The sequence below is a fragment of the Acinetobacter soli genome (assembly GCF_018139125.1).
In the GTDB taxonomy this organism is placed as follows: domain Bacteria; phylum Pseudomonadota; class Gammaproteobacteria; order Pseudomonadales; family Moraxellaceae; genus Acinetobacter; species Acinetobacter soli.
In genome coordinates, this window is the sequence record NZ_CP073241.1 from 991,566 (window position 1) to 1,014,973 (window position 23,408).

Below are 23,408 nucleotides of genomic sequence, written 5' to 3' on the forward strand. Positions count from 1 at the left end.
ATGAGCTATCAATTTCTACAACTGGAACAGCATGGTTTAGTGGCCTATGTGTGGCTGAATCGTCCTGAACTGCACAATGCCTTCAATACAACGGTGATTGAAGAATTGCATACGTGTTTTAAGCAACTTGCTATTCGTGACGATATTCGGATTGTGGTTTTAGCGGGTCGTGGTAAAAGCTTTTCAGCGGGTGCAGATCTGAACTGGATGAAACAAGCGGGTCAAGCTTCTGCCGAAGAAAATGAAGTCGATGCTTTAAAACTTGCACAGATGCTTGAAGCACTTGCAACTTTAAAACAACCAACGATTGCACGTGTTCATGGCATTGCTTTTGGTGGTGGGATGGGTTTGGCATCTGCATGTGATATTTGCATCGCCAGTACCGATGCAAAGTTCGCAACCTCCGAAGTTCGACTGGGTCTTGCCCCTTCTACGATTAGCCCATATGTGATTCGTGCGATTGGCGCTCGACAAGCTTCACGTTATTTTTTAACTGCTGAACGTATTACTGCGCATGCAGCAAAACAAATTGGCTTGGCACATGAAATTGCAGATGCGGAAGATTTAGATAAAAAAGTTCAAGAGATTATTGATGCTTTATTGCTGGGCGGACCACATGCTCAAGCTGCTTCTAAGCAACTGATTCAGATGGTCAGCAATCAAAGTATGGATAATCAATTACTTCGGCAAACTGCTCACCACATTGCGCAAGTGCGTCAAGGCAGTGAGGCAAAAGAAGGCTTAACCGCTTTCTTAAGTAAGCAAGCTCCAGCATGGACTTCAAATTCTAATAACAACAATTAAGGATGACCAAAAAATGTTTGAAAAGATTTTAATTGCGAATCGTGGTGAGATTGCTTGCCGTGTAATTCGAACAGCAAAAAAATTAGGTATTGCGACGGTTGCGGTTTACTCAGATGCAGATGCACATGCACAACACGTTAAACTTGCAGATGAAGCGGTTTATATTGGTCAATCTCCTGCAACACAAAGTTATTTACAAGCTGATCGCATTATTCAAGCGGCGATCGATACAGGAAGCCAAGCGATTCATCCTGGTTATGGTTTTCTTTCGGAAAACGATCAATTTGCTTTGGCCTGCCAGCAGCACAATATTTGCTTTATTGGTCCTCCAGTCGATGCCATTTTAGCGATGGGCTTGAAAGCCACCTCAAAAGCCTTGATGGAAAAAGCAGGTGTACCTCTAACACCGGGTTATCACGGAACAAATCAAGATGCTGAGTTTTTAAAACAACAAGCAGATGAAATTGGCTATCCTGTACTCATCAAAGCCAGTGCTGGCGGTGGTGGTAAAGGCATGAGTCTAGTAGAACGTAGTGAAGACTTTCTCTACTATCTCGCGCTGTGTAAACGTGAAGCCAAATCGAGTTTTGGTAATGATGACGTACTGATTGAACGTTATGTGACTCAACCACGTCACATTGAAGTACAGGTGTTTGGTGATACACATGGCAACTATGTGCATTTATTTGAACGGGATTGTTCTGTTCAACGTCGTCATCAAAAAGTACTAGAAGAAGCGCCTGCTCCACAAATGCCAAGTGAAAAGCTCGATGCAATGCGTCAAGCTGCAATTGATGCTGCGCGTGCTGTGGATTATGTTGGCGCTGGTACGGTTGAGTTTATCGTTGAACAAGACGGCACAGCATATTTCATGGAAATGAACACACGCTTACAAGTCGAACATCCTGTGACTGAAATGATTACCGGAGAGGACTTAGTAGAATGGCAATTACGAGTTGCCTATGGTGAGCCATTACCCAAATTACAACATGAGCTACAAATTCATGGACATGCACTCGAAGCACGTATTTATGCCGAAGAACCAGACAAAGGCTTTTTACCTGCAATCGGTAAAATTGACTATCTTCGCTATCCAATGCAAAACCAATATGTCCGTGTAGATAGTGGCATTGTTGAAGGTGATGAAATTACCACTTTCTACGACCCAATGATTGCCAAATTGATTGTATGGGGTAAAAACCGTGAAGCTGCTTTAATTCAGATGCAACATGCGCTTAGTCATTTCCATGTCGATGGTTTAGGCAATAATATTGCCTTTTTGGAAAAGATTGTGCGTTGTGATTCATTTAAACAAGCAAATTTGGACACCAATCTCATCCAGCGTGAAGAACAATTTTTGTTTAGCCCAGCAAATATCAAACCTGAGCTTGTCGTTGCGACGGCATTCATTGAATTTCTCAGCAAAATGCAAAATAACCAATCGACTCAAAAGCAACTGTGGTTGGCACAACCCTTATGGCGTAGTAATGTCACATATCAACACAGTATTAAATTGAACTTTATAAACCAAAATATTCAAATTAAGTTTTCTGCTGCTGAACACGGATTTAACGCTGAATTTAATGGTCAGCAGTATCACATCACAGGTCAATTAACTGATTATCATACTGCAAATATTCAAATTGGTGGAATTCAACAAAAACTCGCTTTTAACCGAGGTTTGCAAGGCATTACTCTATTTAACGCTGGACAAAGTTATAAATTCAGCTACTTGCGTCAGGATTATGATCAAACTGATAGTCAATCTGAGCAAGGACATCTCAAAGCTCCAATGCCTGGCGTAGTAACACAACTACTTGTAGGCGCAAATCACACCGTGAAGAAAGATGATGTGCTTTTAACGCTTGAAGCGATGAAAATGGAATACACCATCCGCGCGCCTAAAGATGGTGTAATTTTAGATGCCTATTTCCAAGTAGGTGATCAAGTCAAAGCTGGTGATGAGCTTGTGGACTTCCAAGCTACTGAGGGGGAAGTTGCATGAGTGACTATGTAAAAATAGTAGAAGTTGGCCCACGTGATGGTTTGCAAAACGAGAAACAAGCTTTAAGCATTGAACAACGATTGAGCTTTATCAATGATTTAATTGACGCAGGTTTAAAGTTTATTGAAGTGGGTTCATGTGTATCAGCTAAGTGGGTACCACAAATGTCGCAGAGCGATAAGTTATTTAAATTGTTGCCACAACGCGATGATTTAAACTTGAGCTTGCTGACGCCAAACCTTAAAGGTTTCGATGCTGCCCTAGCAGTAGGATGTAAAGAGGTTGCGGTCTTTACCGCAGCTTCTGAGAGCTTTACTCGAAAGAATATCAACTGCTCGATCGATGAAAGTCTAGAGCGATTCTCTGAAATTTTCCAAGCCGCGCAAGCAAATCATGTGCGCGTACGCGGTTACGTATCTTGTATGGTGGATTGTCCTTATGAAGGTGCAATTGATCCCAAACAGGTCGTAAATGTCGTCAAACGTTTATATGAGATGGGATGTTATGAAATTTCATTGGGTGAAACCATTGGGACTGCAACACCAGATCGAGTGCAGAAAGTTTGGCAGGCATGCTTAGCAGAACTGGACAGCAACATTTTGGCTGGACATTTTCATAATACTTATGGCATGGCAATTGCCAATATCTATCAATCTTTACAGCAAGGGATTCGAATCTTTGATTCTTCGCTTGCTGGACTGGGTGGTTGTCCATATGCCAAAGGTGCATCAGGGAATGTTGCAACTGAGGATTTGTATTATTTACTGTCTCAAATTGGATACGAAACAGGGATCAATCTAGAAAAGCTGATGTTAGCGAGCCAAAATATCAGTCAGACATTAAAGCGAAAAAATTTATCAAATTATGCAAATACTTATCTTCAGCAGTGAAAATTGATAATTTTTAAAAGCGTTCGTTCATCCTAAACAAAATGGCAATGTTGCATTGAGCTTATTGCCTAGTAATATTTTAAACATTATTAAGATGACCTTAAAGCAATCTAAGGCCTTATTTTAACCTTAAATTACCTAATCATTGCTTATTCGTCACTTCTAAATACCAAATGGTTTCTCCCTAACTATTATTTTCAATTTGAGGCATTATCTCACCCTGTTCGAAATAACGGGATTGCAATTGATTTGCAGGACTCCACCAATTGCCTGTCCGTTGACAAGTCTGACCAGCAAATCCTTTTAAATTTTCTATTTGAATTGTCTCAGATGATCCACCTTCGTCTGCAATTCGTTCAACCAATACCCATTCAGTATCTTCTTCATGATCATATTGTGGACAATCTGGATCAAGTCCGACTAATGCTTCTATCGCATCATGCCCTTTTAGCAGCAGTTGCGCACTTGCTTTCTGTATTTTAGGAATATAAATACCATCATGTGGCACAGTTTCGCCTGTTTTTACTGTAACGTTTTGGTTTAACTTATATATTGGTAAAGATGATGGTAAATTTAACTCTCCTAAATAATCTGCATCATAGTCTTCTGTTAAAAAAGTCATAGGCCAGTTACCAAAAACTGTCACTTTAATATTAGATGAGAAATTACTAGCTTTGCTTTGCCATTGATCAAATAAAGCCAAATTATCCTCATCCATCCAATCAGAGAAATAGTCTACTCTTTGATTTCTGAAGTCAGTCACCACATTCCCTGCATATTGCAATGCAGATAAATCACCCTCTAATAAACGTTTGTACCAATAATTCAAGCTCTCTAAAGTTGACCTGAAATTAGGTAGTACATGCTCACCCCAAACCACATCAGGCTGTTGTGAAATATGTCGGTTTCGATAATCATAAGTTAAATCCCTCATAAATAGCTCAAGTGCATTTTCTGCCACATCCAGCATATTTTTAAAAGCATCTACCAATTCGTTAAAGTATTCAACCGAACTATAGCGTTCAAGTAAGTAAATTTCCTGCGGACGAATTTTATATAATTGTGACATTATTTCTTATTCGTCACTTCTAAATACCAAATCGTTTCTCCCCAACTATTATTTTCAATTTGAGGAAATACTTCTCCCTGTTCAAAATAACGTTTTTCCATATTGTTTGCAGGACTATACCACTCACCTGTTTGTGGGCAAGTTTCACCACCTAAAATTTTTATTGTATTGTTATCTAATACTCCTGTTTGAGTTTTTTTAACTCGTTTTCCTTCTGGCCAATGACTATCTACATCAAAACGTGCAATCCATTTTGGAGAGTTCTCTATATCAAATCTTGGGTTTGGATCATCTTCCCAAGCATCTAAAGTCGTTAATTTTAATTCGTTACATCGGATTGGCTTGATCAGCTCATTCGCCATCACCAATAAATCCGGTATTCCTTCTTCGACTGGATAAAGTGACAACTCTCCAAGGCGTATCCATAAACTAAATTTTTCAGAGTCTGTTGGGTCTGATAATTTAGTAATCTCGATTCGTGGATCATTCAGTTTTAAACGGATTTGCTCTTCGCTTAACCCTAATTTATCTATCCAGTAAGGTGAAAGTAAAAAACACCATGTCGGTGTTCGTATTCCTGCGGCTAGAGAAGGTGTATATATAAATCCATCAGGATCATCATGTGAATGATTCATATTAGGATGATCAATATCTAATCCATAAAAATAATCACTAAATATCCGCTCTGCTGTTTCAAATTCTGGTGAAATAAGATTAAAACAGGTCGCATTTCCAATTTCATATCCACTATAAGCTTGGATAGGATTAAGTTTATGTAGACATCTATTTATAAAATCTTTCCATTGCTTTAGATGACTTCGATACCATTTTTCGGGAAAATTCATCTTTATCATTGTATACATATTGCATGAGGATAGAATTTGAGCATTAAAAACCCAACGGGCACTTTGCACAGGTGAATCTCCTGTAGTTGCTCCAATATAATAAACAAAATATTTTTTATAACTCTCATGCATTTCTTCTATCATTGTTTGACGTGATGGTTTCCATTTTGTTGCATTTTTCCATACGCCTGTATCCCGATATCTCTTATTAAAGGGCTTATCAATAATAGTATTTTCTAAATTTTCATAAATATCGATAATCTTATTAGCAATTACCTCAACCTCTTCATCTTGGTGATAAATATAAAAAGTAATATAAGGTGATATTCCAAACTCTTCATCTGTATAGCCATAAGTAAAATCACTATCTTGATTAAATTCAAATAAGAAACTCTTAATTTCATCTTCAGATAAAAACAATTCCGATGTTGTCATTTTTTACTACCTTTTCCTTTAGTCTTACTAGATACTGGATTATTCTCTTCTGGTTGAATGGCATCTTCAGGATAACGAAATAACGATAACTTAAAGCCTTCACTTGCTGTCACATTACTGATTTTTTTTTCTTTAGCAGATTGACTTTTTAAAATTTCATAGCTCTTAAATTGCTTTTCATCAATCCGATCATTCTGAAACTTTACCTCAACCAATGCAAAAATATTACTTAATGTTAAAGGTTCACCACGATATTCAGGAATAATAATATCTGCACCAATGATACCCCTACCTTTATACGGCATTGGCCAAAAAGGATTTAGTTCTGATCCGACTCTTTTAATGCGTGTCTGGCTAGCTAGCTGTGGAGCTAAATATTTGTTAGTTTTTATATCGTAACCAAAACATATTTCTGCTTTTAAAGGGCTGCGCCATTTTAAAAGCTCATCCATAAATTCAAACATAAAGTTTACGGCAAGTTGCTTTAATCTAACAATAATATATTCATCGACATTCGCTCCTGCTAACTCTTCGGCCGTCATCTTCAATAGCTTCGCTACAATATCAACTTTACTTTTAGGAATAACATCTTTTAATTTTTTACCCTTTTGTTTTCTCAGCTGAATCATTGGCAAATGATCTGCTTTTTCGCAAATTTGACTAATAATTGGCCTAAAAGGGATTTTTTGCTTTATCGCTGCAGTAATTAAATTACTTTTGACCTGTGGTCTTCCAGATGCAGACTTTGTCATATTCGTCTGTTTATCTCCTGAAGTCAAAGTAGTTAATAGCACTTTCTCTCGCTGGCGATCTATCTTGTCAGTAATTTCTTTATCAAGATTTTGCATGATTTTCTTAATTTCATCTTTTGCTTTTTTTATATTATCTTGATAGTTTTTAACCTCACCATAAGCATTTGTCGCTGTACGATATAACTCATAAGCTGTTGCGGCATATCCTGCTAACTCAATTATTCCAATAATGACAGGAAGCATCGTTATTTTTCTCCCTTGGTAACTTTATTAACTGCTTGCTCCAGCTTTGCCTCCCAATTTTCGGTTATTCGCTCACTTTCTCGCATTACAGATTTATAACCAATAATTTTCTCACTGTACTCTGTGACTACTTGCTCTGTAAAACCCTGATTATCTGTAACTCCTTGCTTTATTAAATTATCGTTTGAATCTTCAATAAAATACTTATAGCCTTGAAAGTTTCTACCATCAGTTTTGAATAACTGATATTGCGCAGAATATGGCGATTGAGCAATTTCTAATTTATTCAATTGAGGTAAATCTAGTGAAACTTTCTCCCCACCCACAAACACATGCTGCCCCGCTTTAAATTCTGCTTTACCACCAGTTCTAAGAATGATGCCTTGCTCATTAATTTCAACCTGAGAGGTTTCAGCAGTAATCAAAATCCGTTTTGGAGCAGATATATTAATTACATCCTCCGTAGAAATAATCTGAATATCCTTCCGTGCAATTAAATCCGCCCCATCTCCCTGTGCCTGTAACTCGATCTTGCCCTTGCCGGCATACAGGCGGGCACCTTGCTGTGCTGCAAACAAACTAATCTTGTCACTGGCATGGGCAATCAAACTTTTTTGCGTGCTTATGTTCAGGCTGTCTCCTGCATGCTGGCTCAGTTGCCCATCTGCACTCAAGTGGATGTCTTGGTTGCTGCTCATGGCAATGCTGCTAGGCGCACTTAAGATCATCAGTGCTTGTTTAAATGCCGCTGCCTTGTTCTGGTCTTGTTGTTCGATCTGTTCCAAAAACTGTTTGAGGTTGTCCAGTACTTCAAGCGGATCGGTCTGCTGATTTTTGGCCACTTCACTTAAGGCTTTGGCATTGTTCAGGCTGCTTTCAAGCTGCTGGCTGGCCTCTTTCGCATCTAGGTGCTGGCCCTGTGCCTGTTCTTGTTTGTGGGTGCTGAGGTGTAGCCCTTCACCTGCCCGTACAGCTCCCCACTGGTCGGTACGTAGTTCGAAACCTTCGCCTCGGCCTTCGCTTTCCAGTTGTTCCTTGGGGTGGCTCAGATTGCCCAGATTAAGCTGGGTCGCGCCATGGCTGCTGTGGAGCTGGCTGCTGATCTGTCCTGTGGTGTCATCAAAGCGGAGCTGGTTGTAGCCACTGCCCTGAATTTCTTCGGAGCGGATGCCACTCAGGTGTCGGGTATGCGGTAACTGTCCTTTAATGTCGAATTTGGTCGGACTTCGCTGCGCTTCGTGGATGCGTCCAAGCACAAAGGGACGGTCAATATCGCCATCAAAGTAGTCGATCACCACGATCTCGCCGATACGGGGTAAAAAGCGGGCGCCATAACCTTCGCCTGCCCATGGGGTCAGTACATCGACCCATGCCGAGTCGGTGTCGTTGTCGTTGCTGCCTGCACCACCATCATGGCTGTGGTCTTCACTTCGGGTAAACAGGAACCGGACTTTGATGCGTCCCCATTCGTCCACATGTACCTGTTCGCCTTCTGGCCCCACCACTTTGGCGCGTTGCGGATGTGCCGGTGGACGGTGTTGCTGCGGGTGGTACTCGGGTACGATTTTGATGTTGCGGCGGACCAAGGTCAGTTCGCTGTGGTGGCGTTGTTCGGGTACGTTGTAGTTGAGCTGTTGTTGTAGTTCTTTGGGCAGGTTGTTTTGATTGCTGTAGTGTTTGCCCACAATGATCATCTGGCGCTCGTCTGCGCTGTGCTGGGTCAGTTCGGGATGGCCTTCGAGCTGAAACCAGTAGCCGACCTGTGCATTGCGTACGCTTCCACGGGCGCTGAATTGTTTGCTCTGTAGGTGGTGATAGGCATTGATCTGCTGGTTGAGCTGTTCCAGTTGAGGGTTGCCGGATGCGGTGGCCTGATCTTGTTGTTCTAGATCGGTAATCCATGCCGGGGTGATGTGCCAGGCATCTTCCAGATTCAGGCTGGCATTGTCGTGTTGCTGGCTGTGTTGCTGGGTGCTTTGCACACTGCCACTGCCTTCTTCTTGTTGTAGGGCATCGGCTTGCCAGCGCTGGGTATAGACCGATGTGGGTTGCAGGAACCGCTCGGCTTGTACCTGTGTCAGGGTATCGTAGGGTTCGGTGGCACTGCTGCGCTGGTAATGTATGACTTGTCTGCTTAAGGCAGTGTAATGCTGGTTGTCGTCAATCAGACGCAGTACTTGTGCCTGTATCGGGGTATTCATCGTCGGGACGGTCAGGGCTGCTTCATCGATCAGCCAGTTGATGCCTTCGCTACGCCAGAGTCGGGTCAGGTAGTCGTAATCGGTTTCGTTGGCCTGCATGCTAAACGGCCGGATGTCATAGTCCCGGTTTAAGCCTGAGGTATCGAGCGTCAGGCTGGCGGCAAACAGCGGGCTTTTCGTTTGCCATTCTCTAAACAGCAGTTCACTGATCTCTCGCACGCTTTTGTTCATAAACACGCGGCTGTTGCGGCGTTTGTGCCACAGTGCGGTCGGGTCTTGCAGGGTCAGGGTGTAACTGGTCAGTGCGCCATCGCTTTGTGCTTGTTTAGCAGCGGTGATGATACCACTGGTGCGATACAGCTGGCCGGTATCGGTCACCTGATCGACGGCAACCTGACAGCCGATAAATTGTTTGAGGGAAATCTGTGCGTGCGTGCTGAAGCACAGCAGCTCGGCAGTACTGCCGTGATTGATCTGCTGCTGTCCCTGTATGCGTTGTAAATACACCTGACTGTTCAGGGCGGGATCTGAGAAGGTCACGTGCAAGGCGCGTTGCTGTGCACCTAATCCCAAGCGTTCTAATACGCCAAATAAATTAATCGACATTGTTATTATCAGTAAAACTCATACTTATGTTGAATTTTACGCAGATTTAATGTGATTTTCTATACAGATTTGTATATCTATTTAATTCACTCAATATTCGGTTTATTCTAAATTTTAAAACCCAGAATCAAGCCACATACATGCTTTCCCAGAAATCATGCCAGATATCCAGAAATTCACTGGTTATAGCGCTTAGTTCATCCGTGCGGGATGTATTTAGCGCTTGTGTTAATAACATCCAAATATCATCTTCATGATTATCGTCATTTGCAAGACTATAACCACAGCCCACTACCCCATGACACTCATAGTAACCAGATGAAAATTTCGGATCAAATTTCGCCACATTAATAGAAAGCGCTTCACTATAAACAATGACCTGCTGTTCGGTAATCGCCAAGATTAGTAACAAGGCTTGATAATCATGAAAATGTGACGCGATATAATCGCTTACTCGATGAGCCTGTGAAACAGTCTGCGTAAGGTCATTTGTATCTAAAGACAATGCTTCTAGAAGCTGTAAAAAATAGGTAAGGTGTGCTTTGCTAGGCGAACTCAATGCCAAATCTAGTGTATTAAATCCCAATTCATCAATCAGGTTTAAAGACAATAAATAACGAGCATAAACTTTTGCTTTCACTCGCATATCAGTTTTAATATTTTGGTTTTTTTCCAAAGTATGCGCATCAAAAATGAGCATACTTAATGCATCTGTAAATATTTTTACGATTGCAACAAAGTAGTTTAAATGAATTGTTTTTAAATGATGAAGGCTAAGCGTAGAACTTTGCAGCTGATTTAATATGGGATGTTGGAACAATGCATGCTTTTCAACGCTTTGTTTAAACAATTGAATCTGTGCTTGATGAAGGTTCCATTGATCTAATGTTAGGGAGTTTTTGACGAAATTTAATGCTTCAGTGCGTGCATTTTCTGATTGGGTGAATGAGAACTTGTTCATCGTCAACTGTCTATTCTGTACACAGAAACACCTGTGTGTTAAAGATATTTTGAAACATTAATCTACATAAATATAACATTTATTCAAAGTTTATTTATGAAACTTTATATTAATTTTACAGATCAATTGTTCTTCGATCAGTACAAAATCTTATTAAACTTTGCCAAAAGCCCTACTTATAAATACTTCTTGATTCTGTTAGACTTTATTCAGATTTTACTATGCTCTTTCAAGTGTAGACTTAAACGGATTTTTCATCATTTCATTTCCCATGAAAAAAACCTCGAAATTGCATTTTTTGAGTACATACATGTCTTTGGCAGGAACCTCTAAACATGTCGAAAAAAGATGACATTATTAATACCGCCTTGCGTCTTTTTAATTCCCATAGCTATAACTCAGTCGGGATTGATCGGATCATTCTTGAGTCTGGTGTTGCAAAAATGACTTTCTACAAATACTTTCCTTCTAAGGCAAAGTTAATTGAAGAATGTTTGAATCAACGTAATCAAAATTTGCAAGCTTCTCTGAATGCAACGATCAATGGTTGTGATGATAACGATCCTCTAAGTAAAATCAGAGCAATCTATCTTTGGTATTCGGCATGGTTCGAAACCGAAGATTTTAATGGCTGTATGTTTCAAAAAGCTGTGGAGGAGATTTTTAAGATCTATCCTTCTACGATCAAACCTGCAACTGAGTACAAAGAATGGCTGACTGAACTCATCACGACCCTACTCACTGAACTGGACATACAAAACCCAGGACAACTCGCGAACCTACTCATCAATATTTTAGATGGCATGACCATGCAAGCCTTAATTGAGCGCAATTCGGTTAAAATTGAGGAATACTGGTCACGCGTACAGCGCTTGATTAAATTTGAGCAAGCCTGCGCTTAAAAAATTTAGCGTGAGTATTATTCTTTTTATATCTCACGCCTGCGTCTGAAGTTTCCCAATTAACCACCAAAATAATCATTAGCAGCCAACCGATTTGTGTAAATTTAAATTTACACTTATTATTATTCCCTTATACAGACTTGTCTGTTTTTTGTATTATAACGTAAAAAAAGGTCAGGATGTTGAATTTTACTCATTGTTTTGATGAATAAAATTCAGTTTTTTATAAGATTTATTCATATTATCAATTCTTACACGCTATTTAACCAGAAATATATCTATCATACTTTGCTTTCATTTATAATGTTTCTCAGAAAAAATGTGGGTGATTGAATGAACCAAAGACTCCAAATTGAAACCATGCGAGATGCTGCCGATGATGTCGTGACAATTTTGAAGTCTCTTGCAAATACAGATCGGCTCCTGATTTTATGCCATTTGGCGAATTCAGAACTCAACGTATCTCAAATTGAAGAATGCACCAATATTTTACAGCCTACGCTTTCGCAGCAATTAATGATGCTGCGTAAAAGCGGTACGGTGAACACTAGACGCGATGGTAAACAAATTTTTTATTCAATTAAGGATGAAAAAATGATCAATTTACTATCTACGTTGTATCAACTTTACTGTCCTAAATAAGTATTTCTTCTTTTAAATCGCTTAAAAAATATCATAACGCCTGAAAACCCATCATTTTTTTAAAAAACATTTAGGATTTTTTTTAGTTATGTATAAAATAGCAGCCTTATTTTCTTCTGGCCGATAAAGCTTGTAGGCTGCGCTTTATGTTTTCTAAATTTTTTCGCTTGAGTCTTGTGACCAAGATTTTTATTGCCATAATCTTGGGATTCCTTGTTGCGTTTCTATTTCCAGACGTTACGCCTTATTTGAGCATATTTGGTGAAATTTTCATCAAGGCTTTGAAAGCTGTAGCACCTATCTTGGTATTTATTTTAGTAATTTCTTCAATTACCAATTTCGAGACTGGGCAGAGCGCTAAGAACATCAAACCAATTATTGCACTTTATGTGATAAGTATGTTGTTGGCTGCTTTTTCAGCAGTGATTGCCGATTTGCTTTTCCCGACTACTTTGGTGCTAGCTTCACATGGTGATCAAGCATTTCAGCCACCGGGTAGTTTATCAGATGTCTTGAAAAACCTAATGCTTAGCTTTGTTGCTAACCCAGTAGTTGCTTTGAGTGAAGCTAACTTTATTGGTATTTTAGCTTGGGCAATTATTTTGGGTACAGCGTTTCGTCATAGTAGTCAAACCACCAAAACATTTTTACAAGATTCTGCCGACGCGATTGGTAAAGTGATTCATTTGGTCATTAGCTTTGCACCACTGGGTATTTTTGGTCTTGTTGCAGTGACTTTTGCCAACTCAGGTATGGAAACACTAAAAAGCTACTCGCATTTATTGGCTGTTTTACTCGGAGCGATGTTCTTTGTCGCACTGGTAGTAAATCCTTTCCTTGTGGCATGTGTCACCAAGCGCAATCCGTATCCATTGGTATTTAAATGCTTACGCGAAAGTGGAATTACTGCTTTTTTCACAAGAAGCTCAGCCGCAAATATTCCGGTCAATTTGGATCTTGCACGACGCTGTGGTGTCGATGAGTCGACAACCAACGTCGTTATTCCTCTTGGTTCTACTATTAACATGTGTGGTGCAGCAATTACCATTACGGTACTCACACTTGCAACAGTAAATACTTTAGGTATTCATGTTGATATTTGGACCATGATGATTTTATGCGTTGTAGCGAGTATTTCAGCATGTGGTGCGTCGGGTGTGGCAGGTGGTTCCCTACTGTTAGTACCAGTCGCATGTAGCTTATTTGGTATATCTTCAGATATTGCAATGCAAGTCGTTGCAATCGGTATGGTTATTAGCGTACTTCAAGATTCAACTGAAACGGCCCTAAATTCATCTACAGATGTGTTATTTGTTATTGCAGTTGATCAGGCTTCAAAATCATAATACATTCAAATTGTTGATTTGTATTTGATGTTTTTTTATGCCACTTCAAAGTTTACCGAACTGGATTCAATGTATTGTCTTTGTGCTGGCACTCAATGCCGGCACAATTAACGTATTGGCACTTATTACAGTCATTCATCAATCTGTCTCACATATGACAGGCAATATCAGCATGCTTGCGATTGATCTCGTAAAATGGCAGCCACATACCATGCTGTATTTGTTTTTGATCGTTATTAGCTTTCTGATGGGTTCGTTTTGTAGTGGTTTTATTCTAGGTAATACCCCATTATCATTTCATCGTCGTTATGGTTTAACTTTAAATTTAGTCGCTTTCTTGTTGGTATTAACTTGGCTGACAGTCAGATACGATCCTCATCTTGGTCTGCTCTGGTCGTCGATGGCTATGGGTGTTCAAAACGCCATGATGAGTCATTATAAAGGGGCAATTATACGCACTACGCATCTGTCTGGAGTACTCACTGATCTAGGCTTATCACTGGGCTACAAAACAAAAGGCCTACCTGTAGATAGACGTCGTGTAATCTTGCATCTTTTAATCGTACTCGGATTTTTTCTTGGTGGCGTCATTGCTACAATAGCCTATTCGCATTGGCTCATGAATACCTTCTTGCTACCAGCACTACTTACGGTATTGCTCAGCGCAGTTTATTGGTTTTTGAGCTATGAACATTTAAAACGACACAGTTAAATTTTGGATTGTCATTATGGTAAAAAATGCGCTTCAAGCTCAGCTTTTAAAAGCAGGTTTGGTCGATAACAAAAAAGCGAACAAACTCACCAAGCAGGCAAAGCATGAGCATCGAACTGGTCAAAGTAATGAAGCAGAACTGAAAGCCAATATTGAACGAGCTCAGCTTGAAAAATTACAAAAAGACCAGAGTTTAAATCAAGAGAAACAGAAGGTACTTGAACAAAAAGCGTTGCTTGCTTCGATTGTACAAATGATCAAACAACATAAAATCAAAGATACATCAGGAGATGTGGCTTATCAGTTTATTGATCAGAACAAGATTAAAAAAGTGTATGTTTCACAGCAAGTTTATAATGCATTAGTTTCTGGTTCATTGGTCATTGCAAAAGATCAAGACAGTTATGCATACTTACCCAAACCATTGGCAGATAAAATTGATCAGAAAATGGAAGGCTTTATCTTGGTAAATCATTCACAGAAAAATGATCAGGCTACAGATGAAGAAGATCCATATGCAGATTATGTGATTCCTGATGATTTGATGTGGTAAGAAATTGAAGTAAATTTAACCGCATGTATTGGGCATGTATGGTTTTATTAATAAAACGTACAAAAAAAGTAGCAATACGAACATCTTAAATATCAAGCCTTTACACTATACTATTTCACTAAGCATGGGTGTAGAGGTTTGAATTTTTTACAATATATAAGAGAAATACAAAACTGGATCGGCCAATATCCATGGCTTGAGATGCTGTGTTCGATTGCTATCCTGATTTTTTTTGCCGTTTTGGCAAACTTTATAGCAAAACAAATTGTGGTACGGGGTGTTCGTAAAGCAATTAGTAAGCTAAAGTTTATTAACCAGTCCCTTTTTGCCCAGCATAGCGTGATTAGACGCATTTCAAATATTGTTCCCGCTATCGTGATTATGAACGGGATCAGTAGTGTTCCTCACTTGTCCAGTAAAATGATTACTTTGGTACAAATGGGCGCACAGGCATTTATCTTTTTAACCATTGCGCTTGCAATTAGTGAATTTTTAAATATTTTCAATCTGGCTTATCAGCGTAATCCTAATTCTAAAAATAAACCCATTAAAGGCTATTTGCAGCTGATCAAACTCATGATCTTCATTGTCTGTGCTTTAATGGTTTTGGGAACTTTCTTAAAAAAAGATGTGTTCACCTTATTGGCCGGCTTTGGTGCCATGGCAACGGTGCTCATGTTAGTTTTTCAAAATACGATTTTGTCATTGGTCGCGAGTGTACAAATCTCATCTTATGACATGGTACGTATTGGTGACTGGATTGAGATGCCTTCACTCAATGCGGATGGCGATGTCATTGATATGTCATTACATACGGTGACCGTACAAAACTTCGATAAGACCTTTACAACAATTCCTACCAATAAGCTCATCACAGATACCTTTAAAAACTGGCGCGGTATGAGTGAATCTGGCTGTCGTCGCATTAAACGCTCATTGTTTATCGATCAAAGCAGTATTCACTTTATGTCGGAAAAAGAACAAGACAAACTCAAAAGCTTTATTTTACTGAATCAATATCTTGATCTAAAAAAATCTGAAATTACATCATTTAATGAGCAACTGAGCAATCAATCGGTGTATAACCAGCGGCGTTTAACGAACTTAGGTACGTTTCGCGCATATATTGAATTTTATCTGAAGCAACATAGTGGAATTGCACAGAATCAATCTTTAATCGTACGTCAGCTTCAACCGACTAGTGAAGGGATTCCACTTGAGATTTATGCGTTTACCAACACAACCGCATGGAATGCTTATGAGGCCATTCAATCTGATATCTTTGATCATTTACTGGCTATTACACCTGAATTTGGCTTGAAAATTTATCAGGCACCTTCAGGTACAGATATGAAATCTCTTGCGCACGCTGTAAACGACGCGGTGTAATAGCTGTTTAATCGATGAATTAAGATGGTTGTGCACCTTGTGTGGGCAACCATTTTACAAAACCAAGCCCCAATAAAACCAATAAACCAGCACATAAAAAAATCACCGGCGCAGTTAACGTCTGCCAAAAGTGACCTGCCAATAAACTACCAGAAGCCACCCCCAAGCCCCACATGGTGCTATACAGTGCTTGCCCCCGACCTTGCTGACCTGCGGTAAAATGACTAAAAACCAACCGCATTGCCAGCAAATGAAATAAACCAAAACTAAAGGCATGCATCGTCTGGGCGAGCAATTGCCCCCAAAAATGCTCGACCATATATCCAGCAAGTATCCATCGAATACTGGTCATAACAAGACACACCGATACCAAAATGCGCATTGAATAACGCGCCAATAATGTGTGTGCACAGGCAAACATGATAATTTCTGATAACACGCCTATGGCCCACAAAGTACCAATTTGTGTGGTGCTATACCCTGCTTCTTTTAAAAAATTACTGTAAAAACTATAAAATGGCGCGTGTGAGAACAGCATAATAAATTCGATAGCAAAAAAAGCCATGACACTAGGTCGCTTTAAAATTGGCCATAAAGGTTCTAGTTGCCGCTGGGCTGTTGGTGCCTTTGTTGGTTCTTTAATTTGAAATGACCAGATAAACGCAAGAAAGGAAATACAGAGTAGTAAAATTGGCAGCATTGAAACGGGAATAATTTCTAATAATGCCCCTATACCAAATACGCTGCTAATGAACCCGACAGATCCCCATTTTCGAATTTTACCGTATAGTTCGGCGCGCTTGTCTCCTAGCCAAAATAAAGTAACGCCTTCGAACTGCGCCAAGATTGCATTTTGAAAAAAACTGAAAATCAGCATGAGTAAGGCAATCGATTGAAGACTTTTTGAAATTAAAAAAATCGTAAACCAAATACATGCTTCCATCCAAGTTGCGATTCGTACCAATAACATTCGTTTGCCCGTTTTATCTGCTACCCATCCCCAAATGAACGGTGCAAAAAAACGTGTGATGATCGCGATTGAAGATAGAATTCCAATTTCTTGATAATTGAAGCCCTGATCTTGAAGATACAAGCTCCAATACGGCATGAATGTACCCACTATGGCGTAATAGAAAAAGTAAAATCCGCCAAGTTTAGTTTGTATTGTGAGTGCTTGCATGTGATTGCTTTATCTTGCATTTTTACAAGATCAATCATAGCAAAAGTTGATATATTTGTACTGACTGAAATCAAATCCATTTGAAACGTTGCTGGTATTGTTTCTCGTATCTACTCAAATCAATATCATGAATCTGAGCTAGAGTATTTCTAGCCCAGATTTTTATTACATTTAAAATAGTAAGACGCTTAAATTTACTTACTTCTTTTTGACTATAAAGCTGCTTACAACAGCTTTACGAACGATCTGATCAAATTCTACTTTTGAAAAACCTGATCTATTTTTATCTTTTGAATTCCCGGTGAACATATCGAATAGTTTCATGTTTAAGTCTGCCAATACGTTTGCTTATCTTTAATTTATCGACAACCTATGTATAAATCCATGTGAGTTCTAATTCTATATTGTTCATTAAGTAACCAAAAAACACTTCTACAGTAATCAAAGTTTTCACATTGTACAGATTGGATTTAGATGACCAAATTTTTTAACACGCGATAACAAAGTAAACATACCTATATTTAAGAATCTTGATTTCATCACATTGATAGATTCTTTTTTAGTAGGTCATGATCTTTCGGAATTGTCTTTCACGCTTTAATAATCCCAATACTTTTTTACGGGCTTTGATTTCTTCTTCAGTATACGGCAGTAGTTGAATCAATTCCGATATTGCAAGATCTGCATGTTCAATCAGGAAACCGTCTTGCTCGGTCGTCCATTGTCGTAGTACTGGAACAGCTTTCATATTTTTACAAAGTCGCGTCATATTTGATCGGGTTCAAATCTATTATAAATAAAGCCCAATTTTTGATTGGGCTTTATTTATAATATTAAGTGTCTTCTATTTCAATAGGATCACCGTCTTCAGGTCGTTGGTGACGTTCTCCATCATCTGCGGGATCGACACTTGAACCATCTTTGGTAATGGTATTGTACAATTCATCTTCTTTTTTGTCGTCTAAGTACTCTTCATCCTCAAAATCGTGAGGTTCACTGTCGTCATCAAAATCAAGAGGCTTTTCTTCATCGATCATATTAAGTCTTCCTTATCATGTTGTTGGTTATAATGAGCATGCTCTCACTGAAACACTATTAAATATCGGTTCACTTGGATATTCAGATTTTTCTTTGAACACTCATGAACTAAACCGAGTACTCAACACGTGTATCTGGGTGATAAAATTTGCCTTCAGCATCTACTTCTACTTGATGTCCATCAATAAAGATCAATTTCACAGCATGAACCATATGTGAAGAACCATGGTCTAATTCTGGCTCTGATCGTGCTGACGCGCACAGTGCAGCAACTTCGCGCTCATTACCATGTTGATCTTTGACAGTTATTATTTTTTCAGAAAGACTCATTTTGTCTTGATCCTTATAAGGTTTGAGAACATTTGAGCCTTTTTTATAGCATAGAGAATTCGAGCTATAGCCGAAATACTGCAAAGAGACTGTCAATCTACAACCCATTCATATACAACTGTAATTTTAGATCAACATAAGTTACGCAATTGCTAATAAAGTGTCGGTCTATGTAGCTAAAAAGCGAAAAATAGATACTGTAACCCTATTCAGCTACTTTTAAACCTAGATCGCGACAAGCTCCTTAATTCCTTTTTCAGACATTTCATCTCCACGTCCAGATGCAATAATGTGTCCACGTGCCATCACGGTATACGTATCGGCTAACTCTTCAGCAAAATCATAAAACTGCTCGACCAGAATAATTCCCATATCGCCCTTTTGTGTCAGGCGTTGAATTACTTTGGCGATGTCTTTAATAATTGACGGCTGAATTCCCTCTGTTGGCTCATCCAAAATCAAGATACAAGGTTCAGATGCCAATGCTCTTGCAATTGCCAGTTGCTGCTGTTGCCCACCAGAGAGATCTCCACCACGGCGATATTTCATCTCCTCTAAAACTGGAAACAACTCGTATAAAGAGTTTGGCACCTTTTTAGTTTTAGCACCTGAAAATTTAGCCATTCCAATAAGGATATTTTCTTCAACGGTGAGCGTCGAAAATATATCTCGCCCTTGCGGAACATATGCAAGGCCAGCTCGTACACGCTGTTCGGGCGACAGTTTTGAGATATCCTTACCATCCAAAATAATCTGCCCAGATTTAATCGGCAGTAATCCCATCAGGCATTTTAACAAGGTAGTTTTACCCACTCCATTTCGCCCCAGCACAACACTGCAATGTCCACACGCTGCACTCAATGAAACATCGCGCAAAATATGGCTGCCACCATAAAACTGATTGATTTGTTGAATATCGAGCATGTGTCTATCCTATCGACCTAGATATTTTTCAATAACGTCTTCATTGGCTTGTACCTCTGCCAATGTTCCTTCTGCTAAAATAGCGCCTTGAGCCAGTACGGTCACTTTTTCACTGATCGTATCGATAAAACTCATATCATGTTCCACCACAATCAAGGTATGTTGCTTTTTAAGCTCCAAACAAAGCTCCGCAGTACGCTCAGTTTCTGCATCGGTCATACCCGCAACGGGTTCATCTAATAAAATCAGTTTTGGCTGCTGCATCAGCAGCATTCCAATTTCAAGCCACTGCTTCTGACCGTGTGAAAGTAATCCCGCAGTTTTATGGCGAAAGTCCTTTAATCGAATTTGTTCGAGTGTTTGCTCCAAAGCCACTTGAGTTTCAGCGGACAATTTTGCGAAAAAACTCCGTTTTACAGTTTTATCTTTCGGTGCTGCCAACAGTAAATTTTCCATCACGCTAAAATTTTCAAATACTGTCGGTTTTTGAAATTTGCGGCCGATTCCAGCCTCAGCAATTTGCTCCGTGGTCATTTTGGCTAAATTATAGTTTTGACCGAAAAATGCAGTACCTTGAGTAGGACGAGTTTTGCCAGTAATGACATCCATCAGTGTTGTTTTTCCCGCACCATTTGGGCCAATAATGCAGCGTAGCTCGCCTTCATTGATGTATAAAGACAGATCATTTAAGGCTCTAAAGGAATCAAACCAGACACTAACATTTTCAAGATAGAGCGCAATACCATGACTAAAATCTGCACCCTGAACCTTAGTCCTGCCGTATCCTTCACCATATTGTCCGCCATGCGGTGGTGTTTCGAATTGCACTTCGCTCATTTAATTTTTCTCCTTTTTAAAGTGGTCAAACAACCCCACCACACCTTTTGGCAGAAATAAGGTCACTACAATGAATAAACCACCCAAAATAAGTAACCAATACTCTGGAGCAGCCACGGTAAAGTATGTTTTAACTGCATTAATCAGCCCTGCTCCCAATATTGGTCCAATTAGCGTTCCACGCCCGCCTGCAGCCACCCAAACGGCCATTTCAATGGAGTTGACAGGGTTCATTTCGCTCGGGTTAATAATCCCAGCCTGTGGGACGTAAAGCGCGCCTGCTATTCCAGCGATCACGGCCGATAACACCCATGCCGAAAGTTTGTACCAAAGCGTACGATAGCCTAAATATTGCAACCGGTTTTCGCTGTCCCGAATTGCACCTAATACCCGCCCATAAGGACGATTCATCAAGCTACGTAAGCCAATAAAACACAACATGAGTATCAGTGCAGTCATACAACACAAACTGGCACGTGTAGGTGCTGAAGTAATGTCGAAACCTAAGATCGTTTTGAATCCAGTAAAGCCATTATTACCGCCAAAGCCTGTTTCATTTCGAAAAAACAATAATGCTGCAGCAAAGGTCATGGCCTGAGTAATGATTGAAAAATATACCCCTTTAATTTTTGAGCGAAATGCAAAAAATCCAAATAAAAACGCGATCACACCAGGGACTAAAACCACCAATAGCAGCGCCCAGATAAAATGCTCGGTGCCCAACCAAAACCATGGCAATTCATTCCAGCTTAAAAAACGCATGAAATCGGGCAATCCATCACCAGCCGACTCACGCATAAGGTACATACCAAAAGCATAACCGCCCAATGCAAAGTAAAGACCATGCCCCAAACTTAAAATTCCGGCATAGCCCCAAACAAGGTCGAGTGCAAGTGCCACCAGTGCCAAACACATAATTTTGCCAATCAGTGTGACCCAGTACGCAGACAAATAAAAAGCAGAATCAACAGGTGCCAGATGCAACCAAGGTAGAACTAAAAGCACCACAAAACAAAGTACGATGAGTGCGGCACTCAACGGTTTGTCTGCAAACAATAAAGTGAATTTCATGTGCGTCTTACTCCACAAACCGGCCTTTGATGGCAAATAACCCTTGTGGACGTTTTTGAATAAACAAAATCACAAGCACCAAAAGAATAATTTTTGCAAGTACAGCACCGAGTCCAATTTCAAGTACCGTGCCACTTACCCCTAATCCAAGTGCAGCCAGTACGGCGCCCCAAACCTGCCCCACACCACCCACTACCACCACCAAAAATGCATCGATAATGTAATTTTGTCCTAAATCTGGCCCCACATTTCCAACCTGCGCCAAGGCACAGCCTGCCAAACCTGCAAGCCCAGAGCCCAAGCCAAATGCAAGCATATCAATGCGTGCAGAACGTATGCCGACTGCACGAGCCATTTGACGATTTTGAGTCACTGCGCGTACAAACAATCCAAAACGGGTTTTGTTGAGTAGCACAAGCAGAATCAATAAAATCGCAACGGTAAAAGCAATGATGGCCATTCGGTTATACGGCAACATCAAACTCGGTGTGAGTGCTATTCCGCCACTTAACCATGCAATATTGGATACTTCGACATTTTGTGCTCCAAATACCATGCGTACCAGTTGCATCAAAATTAGACTTACCCCAAATGTAGCCAGCAAAGTTTCAAGCTGTCTTCCGTATAAGGGCCGAATAATGGTTCGTTCAATCAGCATGCCAATTAATGCACTGATCAAAAATGCCGATGGTATTGCAGCGATTAAGTACCAATCGACCCAAGCAGCCAAATGCGCTTTAAACAGACTCTGGATCACGTAGGTGGTATAGGCACCAATCATGATCAGCTCGCCATGCGCCATATTGATTACACCAAGTAAGCCATAAGTAATGGCCAGACCTAGCGCCGCAAGCAATAAAATGCTGGCCGTGCTTATACCTGAAAAAAGATGACCAGACCATTCACTGATCTGTAAACGTGTTTTGATTTGGTTTCTGGCATCTTGTAATGCCGCTGTGAGTTCAGGATGAATTTGAGCAAGGCTCAACTCATGTTCGACCAAAGCCAGAACATCTGGTCGGTTGGAGGCTGAGAGGGTTTTAATGGCTGCTATTTTAGTGAATACATCTGAGCTATTGTAATCTAGACGTGCCTTAAGCTGTGCTAGTCGCGCTTTTACCTTATTGTTATTTTCTTTTAAATATAGTTGTTTGATAAAACCACTGTCTAGCTCTGCAATATTGTTTTCTAGTATATCTACTGCCTGTAAGCGTTGAGACGCATCTTCAGAATTAAGCTTGGCTTTGGCCTGCCCAAACGTCAGTGCTTTTCTTAAAGTATTCACCAGTGTGACTTGAGATAAATCTGAAGGCCATGTGGTGATGACTTTTTCATCGGGATAGCTCAAGAGCGTTTGTTCATCTTTAAGTAGATAGGTATTACCCGAACTATCGGTATAAAGTTGATTGTCGTCGATATAACCAACAAGTTTGTCCAGTAATTCTAGACTAGCAGGCCACTGATTAAGTATCGTCCGACGGGCTGTAAAATCCGACCGAACAAAAGTTTGTATCGCATCGTCGTGCGCTACAGCCGCCGTGTGGGAGAGTGATGTCTGTGGCTGACTGCTATTTTCAGTTGCCCACACAGATACACAACAAAGCTGTATGAAAAGCATCATCATCGCCCAGCGCCGAATATGGTTATACATAGTAAACCCTTGCTATGTGAAT

The 23,408-nt window shown here is 40.0% G+C and carries 22 protein-coding genes; 9 read left to right on the forward strand and 13 right to left on the reverse strand.

Annotation, left to right across the window (positions count from 1 at the left end; genetic code table 11):
* From KCV09_RS04485 to KCV09_RS04495, 3 genes are read left to right on the forward strand one after another with little or no spacing between them, the layout of a single operon-like run.
* Positions 1 to 804 (forward strand): enoyl-CoA hydratase/isomerase family protein, encoded by an 804-nt coding sequence (locus KCV09_RS04485; protein WP_212515603.1) that lies wholly within the window; start codon positions 1 to 3, stop codon positions 802 to 804.
* A gap of 13 nt (positions 805 to 817) precedes the next feature.
* Positions 818 to 2,809 (forward strand): acetyl/propionyl/methylcrotonyl-CoA carboxylase subunit alpha, encoded by a 1,992-nt coding sequence (locus KCV09_RS04490; RefSeq protein ID WP_212515604.1) that lies wholly within the window; start codon positions 818 to 820, stop codon positions 2,807 to 2,809.
* On the forward strand, positions 2,806 to 3,699 hold the full coding sequence (locus KCV09_RS04495) for a hydroxymethylglutaryl-CoA lyase (protein ID WP_212515605.1): 894 nt from the start codon (positions 2,806 to 2,808) through the stop codon (positions 3,697 to 3,699). Before KCV09_RS04490 ends, KCV09_RS04495 begins: the two co-directional genes overlap by 4 nt.
* Positions 3,700 to 3,883: 184 nt before the next feature.
* Here KCV09_RS04495 and KCV09_RS04500 read toward each other — a convergent pair whose 3' ends face one another.
* From KCV09_RS04500 to KCV09_RS04520, 5 genes are all read right to left on the reverse strand, one after another.
* Positions 3,884 to 4,768 carry a hypothetical protein gene (locus tag KCV09_RS04500; protein WP_212515606.1) on the reverse strand — a complete coding sequence of 295 codons (885 nt, stop codon included), beginning with the start codon at positions 4,766 to 4,768 and terminating at the stop codon, positions 3,884 to 3,886.
* Entirely contained in the window at positions 4,768 to 6,048 is a 1,281-nt protein-coding gene (locus tag KCV09_RS04505) for a type VI immunity family protein (RefSeq protein WP_151819999.1), read from the reverse strand. Before KCV09_RS04505 ends, KCV09_RS04500 begins: the two co-directional genes overlap by 1 nt.
* Positions 6,045 to 7,043: a uroporphyrinogen decarboxylase/cobalamine-independent methonine synthase family protein gene (locus KCV09_RS04510; protein ID WP_212515607.1), complete on the reverse strand. Its 999-nt coding sequence runs from the start codon at positions 7,041 to 7,043 to the stop codon at positions 6,045 to 6,047. Before KCV09_RS04510 ends, KCV09_RS04505 begins: the two co-directional genes overlap by 4 nt.
* Before the next feature lie 2 nt (positions 7,044 to 7,045).
* Positions 7,046 to 9,850, reverse strand: a complete 2,805-nt coding sequence (locus tag KCV09_RS04515) for a type VI secretion system Vgr family protein (protein ID WP_212515608.1) — start codon at positions 9,848 to 9,850, stop codon at positions 7,046 to 7,048.
* Between the two features lie 127 nt (positions 9,851 to 9,977).
* A complete protein-coding gene (locus tag KCV09_RS04520) occupies positions 9,978 to 10,811 on the reverse strand; it encodes a hypothetical protein (protein ID WP_212515609.1) in 834 nt (277 codons plus the stop codon).
* Positions 10,812 to 11,146: 335 nt separating this feature from the next.
* On the opposite strand from KCV09_RS04520, the gene KCV09_RS04525 reads away from it, so the two are divergent.
* From KCV09_RS04525 to KCV09_RS04550, 6 genes are all read left to right on the forward strand, one after another.
* The gene (locus KCV09_RS04525) at positions 11,147 to 11,713 is read left to right on the forward strand and encodes a TetR/AcrR family transcriptional regulator (protein ID WP_151795667.1); all 567 of its coding nucleotides are present in this window, start codon (positions 11,147 to 11,149) and stop codon (positions 11,711 to 11,713) included.
* A 333-nt stretch (positions 11,714 to 12,046) separates the two neighbouring features.
* Positions 12,047 to 12,355, forward strand: coding sequence for an ArsR/SmtB family transcription factor (locus KCV09_RS04530; protein WP_004937585.1), 309 nt, complete (start codon positions 12,047 to 12,049; stop codon positions 12,353 to 12,355).
* A gap of 146 nt (positions 12,356 to 12,501) precedes the next feature.
* Entirely contained in the window at positions 12,502 to 13,701 is a 1,200-nt protein-coding gene (gene sstT, locus KCV09_RS04535) for a serine/threonine transporter SstT (protein WP_004947360.1), read from the forward strand.
* A 37-nt stretch (positions 13,702 to 13,738) separates the two neighbouring features.
* Complete coding sequence (locus tag KCV09_RS04540; protein WP_151816076.1) at positions 13,739 to 14,413, forward strand: YoaK family protein; 675 nt, start codon at positions 13,739 to 13,741, stop codon at positions 14,411 to 14,413.
* Positions 14,414 to 14,429: 16 nt separating this feature from the next.
* A complete protein-coding gene (locus KCV09_RS04545) occupies positions 14,430 to 14,966 on the forward strand; it encodes a DUF2058 domain-containing protein (RefSeq protein WP_025094607.1) in 537 nt (178 codons plus the stop codon).
* Positions 14,967 to 15,104: 138 nt separating this feature from the next.
* Positions 15,105 to 16,355, forward strand: coding sequence for a mechanosensitive ion channel family protein (locus KCV09_RS04550; protein ID WP_025094608.1), 1,251 nt, complete (start codon positions 15,105 to 15,107; stop codon positions 16,353 to 16,355).
* Positions 16,356 to 16,374: 19 nt separating this feature from the next.
* Here the strand turns inward: KCV09_RS04550 and KCV09_RS04555 are convergent, their stop codons facing one another.
* The 8 genes from KCV09_RS04555 to urtB form a co-directional block, all read right to left on the reverse strand.
* Positions 16,375 to 17,535 carry an MFS transporter gene (locus KCV09_RS04555; protein WP_151816073.1) on the reverse strand — a complete coding sequence of 387 codons (1,161 nt, stop codon included), beginning with the start codon at positions 17,533 to 17,535 and terminating at the stop codon, positions 16,375 to 16,377.
* 559 nt (positions 17,536 to 18,094) lie between these two features.
* On the reverse strand, positions 18,095 to 18,304 hold the full coding sequence (locus KCV09_RS04560; RefSeq protein WP_151816071.1) for an acyl-CoA thioesterase: 210 nt from the start codon (positions 18,302 to 18,304) through the stop codon (positions 18,095 to 18,097).
* 64 nt (positions 18,305 to 18,368) lie between these two features.
* Positions 18,369 to 18,572: a hypothetical protein gene (locus KCV09_RS04565; RefSeq protein WP_004937599.1), complete on the reverse strand. Its 204-nt coding sequence runs from the start codon at positions 18,570 to 18,572 to the stop codon at positions 18,369 to 18,371.
* 109 nt (positions 18,573 to 18,681) lie between these two features.
* Positions 18,682 to 18,903: a hypothetical protein gene (locus KCV09_RS04570; RefSeq protein ID WP_151816084.1), complete on the reverse strand. Its 222-nt coding sequence runs from the start codon at positions 18,901 to 18,903 to the stop codon at positions 18,682 to 18,684.
* Between the two features lie 225 nt (positions 18,904 to 19,128).
* On the reverse strand, positions 19,129 to 19,827 hold the full coding sequence (gene urtE / locus KCV09_RS04575; RefSeq protein ID WP_151816085.1) for an urea ABC transporter ATP-binding subunit UrtE: 699 nt from the start codon (positions 19,825 to 19,827) through the stop codon (positions 19,129 to 19,131).
* 9 nt (positions 19,828 to 19,836) lie between these two features.
* Complete coding sequence (urtD, locus tag KCV09_RS04580) at positions 19,837 to 20,664, reverse strand: urea ABC transporter ATP-binding protein UrtD (protein ID WP_048764635.1); 828 nt, start codon at positions 20,662 to 20,664, stop codon at positions 19,837 to 19,839.
* Positions 20,665 to 21,735 (reverse strand): urea ABC transporter permease subunit UrtC, encoded by a 1,071-nt coding sequence (urtC, locus tag KCV09_RS04585; protein ID WP_151816086.1) that lies wholly within the window; start codon positions 21,733 to 21,735, stop codon positions 20,665 to 20,667. It abuts the gene before it with no gap.
* 7 nt (positions 21,736 to 21,742) lie between these two features.
* Positions 21,743 to 23,386: an urea ABC transporter permease subunit UrtB gene (urtB, locus tag KCV09_RS04590; RefSeq protein WP_151816087.1), complete on the reverse strand. Its 1,644-nt coding sequence runs from the start codon at positions 23,384 to 23,386 to the stop codon at positions 21,743 to 21,745.
* Between the last annotated feature and the right edge of the window lie 22 nt (positions 23,387 to 23,408).

Excerpts from the sequence above, each read along its gene's own strand:
- KCV09_RS04485 (WP_212515603.1), top strand. The coding sequence starts at position 1 with ATGAGCTATCAATTTCTACAACTGGAACAGCATGGTTTAGTGGCCTAT.
- KCV09_RS04490 (WP_212515604.1), top strand. The coding sequence starts at position 818 with ATGTTTGAAAAGATTTTAATTGCGAATCGTGGTGAGATTGCTTGCCGT.
- KCV09_RS04495 (WP_212515605.1), top strand. The coding sequence starts at position 2,806 with ATGAGTGACTATGTAAAAATAGTAGAAGTTGGCCCACGTGATGGTTTG.
- KCV09_RS04500 (WP_212515606.1), bottom strand. The coding sequence starts at position 4,768 with ATGTCACAATTATATAAAATTCGTCCGCAGGAAATTTACTTACTTGAA.
- KCV09_RS04505 (WP_151819999.1), bottom strand. The coding sequence starts at position 6,048 with ATGACAACATCGGAATTGTTTTTATCTGAAGATGAAATTAAGAGTTTC.
- KCV09_RS04510 (WP_212515607.1), bottom strand. The coding sequence starts at position 7,043 with ATGCTTCCTGTCATTATTGGAATAATTGAGTTAGCAGGATATGCCGCA.
- KCV09_RS04515 (WP_212515608.1), bottom strand. The coding sequence starts at position 9,850 with ATGTCGATTAATTTATTTGGCGTATTAGAACGCTTGGGATTAGGTGCA.
- KCV09_RS04520 (WP_212515609.1), bottom strand. The coding sequence starts at position 10,811 with ATGAACAAGTTCTCATTCACCCAATCAGAAAATGCACGCACTGAAGCA.
- KCV09_RS04525 (WP_151795667.1), top strand. The coding sequence starts at position 11,147 with ATGTCGAAAAAAGATGACATTATTAATACCGCCTTGCGTCTTTTTAAT.
- KCV09_RS04530 (WP_004937585.1), top strand. The coding sequence starts at position 12,047 with ATGAACCAAAGACTCCAAATTGAAACCATGCGAGATGCTGCCGATGAT.
- sstT (WP_004947360.1), top strand. The coding sequence starts at position 12,502 with ATGTTTTCTAAATTTTTTCGCTTGAGTCTTGTGACCAAGATTTTTATT.
- KCV09_RS04540 (WP_151816076.1), top strand. The coding sequence starts at position 13,739 with ATGCCACTTCAAAGTTTACCGAACTGGATTCAATGTATTGTCTTTGTG.
- KCV09_RS04545 (WP_025094607.1), top strand. The coding sequence starts at position 14,430 with ATGGTAAAAAATGCGCTTCAAGCTCAGCTTTTAAAAGCAGGTTTGGTC.
- KCV09_RS04555 (WP_151816073.1), bottom strand. The coding sequence starts at position 17,535 with ATGCAAGCACTCACAATACAAACTAAACTTGGCGGATTTTACTTTTTC.
- KCV09_RS04560 (WP_151816071.1), bottom strand. The coding sequence starts at position 18,304 with ATGACGCGACTTTGTAAAAATATGAAAGCTGTTCCAGTACTACGACAA.
- KCV09_RS04565 (WP_004937599.1), bottom strand. The coding sequence starts at position 18,572 with ATGATCGATGAAGAAAAGCCTCTTGATTTTGATGACGACAGTGAACCT.
- KCV09_RS04570 (WP_151816084.1), bottom strand. The coding sequence starts at position 18,903 with ATGAGTCTTTCTGAAAAAATAATAACTGTCAAAGATCAACATGGTAAT.
- urtE (WP_151816085.1), bottom strand. The coding sequence starts at position 19,827 with ATGCTCGATATTCAACAAATCAATCAGTTTTATGGTGGCAGCCATATT.
- urtD (WP_048764635.1), bottom strand. The coding sequence starts at position 20,664 with ATGAGCGAAGTGCAATTCGAAACACCACCGCATGGCGGACAATATGGT.
- urtC (WP_151816086.1), bottom strand. The coding sequence starts at position 21,735 with ATGAAATTCACTTTATTGTTTGCAGACAAACCGTTGAGTGCCGCACTC.
- urtB (WP_151816087.1), bottom strand. The coding sequence starts at position 23,386 with ATGTATAACCATATTCGGCGCTGGGCGATGATGATGCTTTTCATACAG.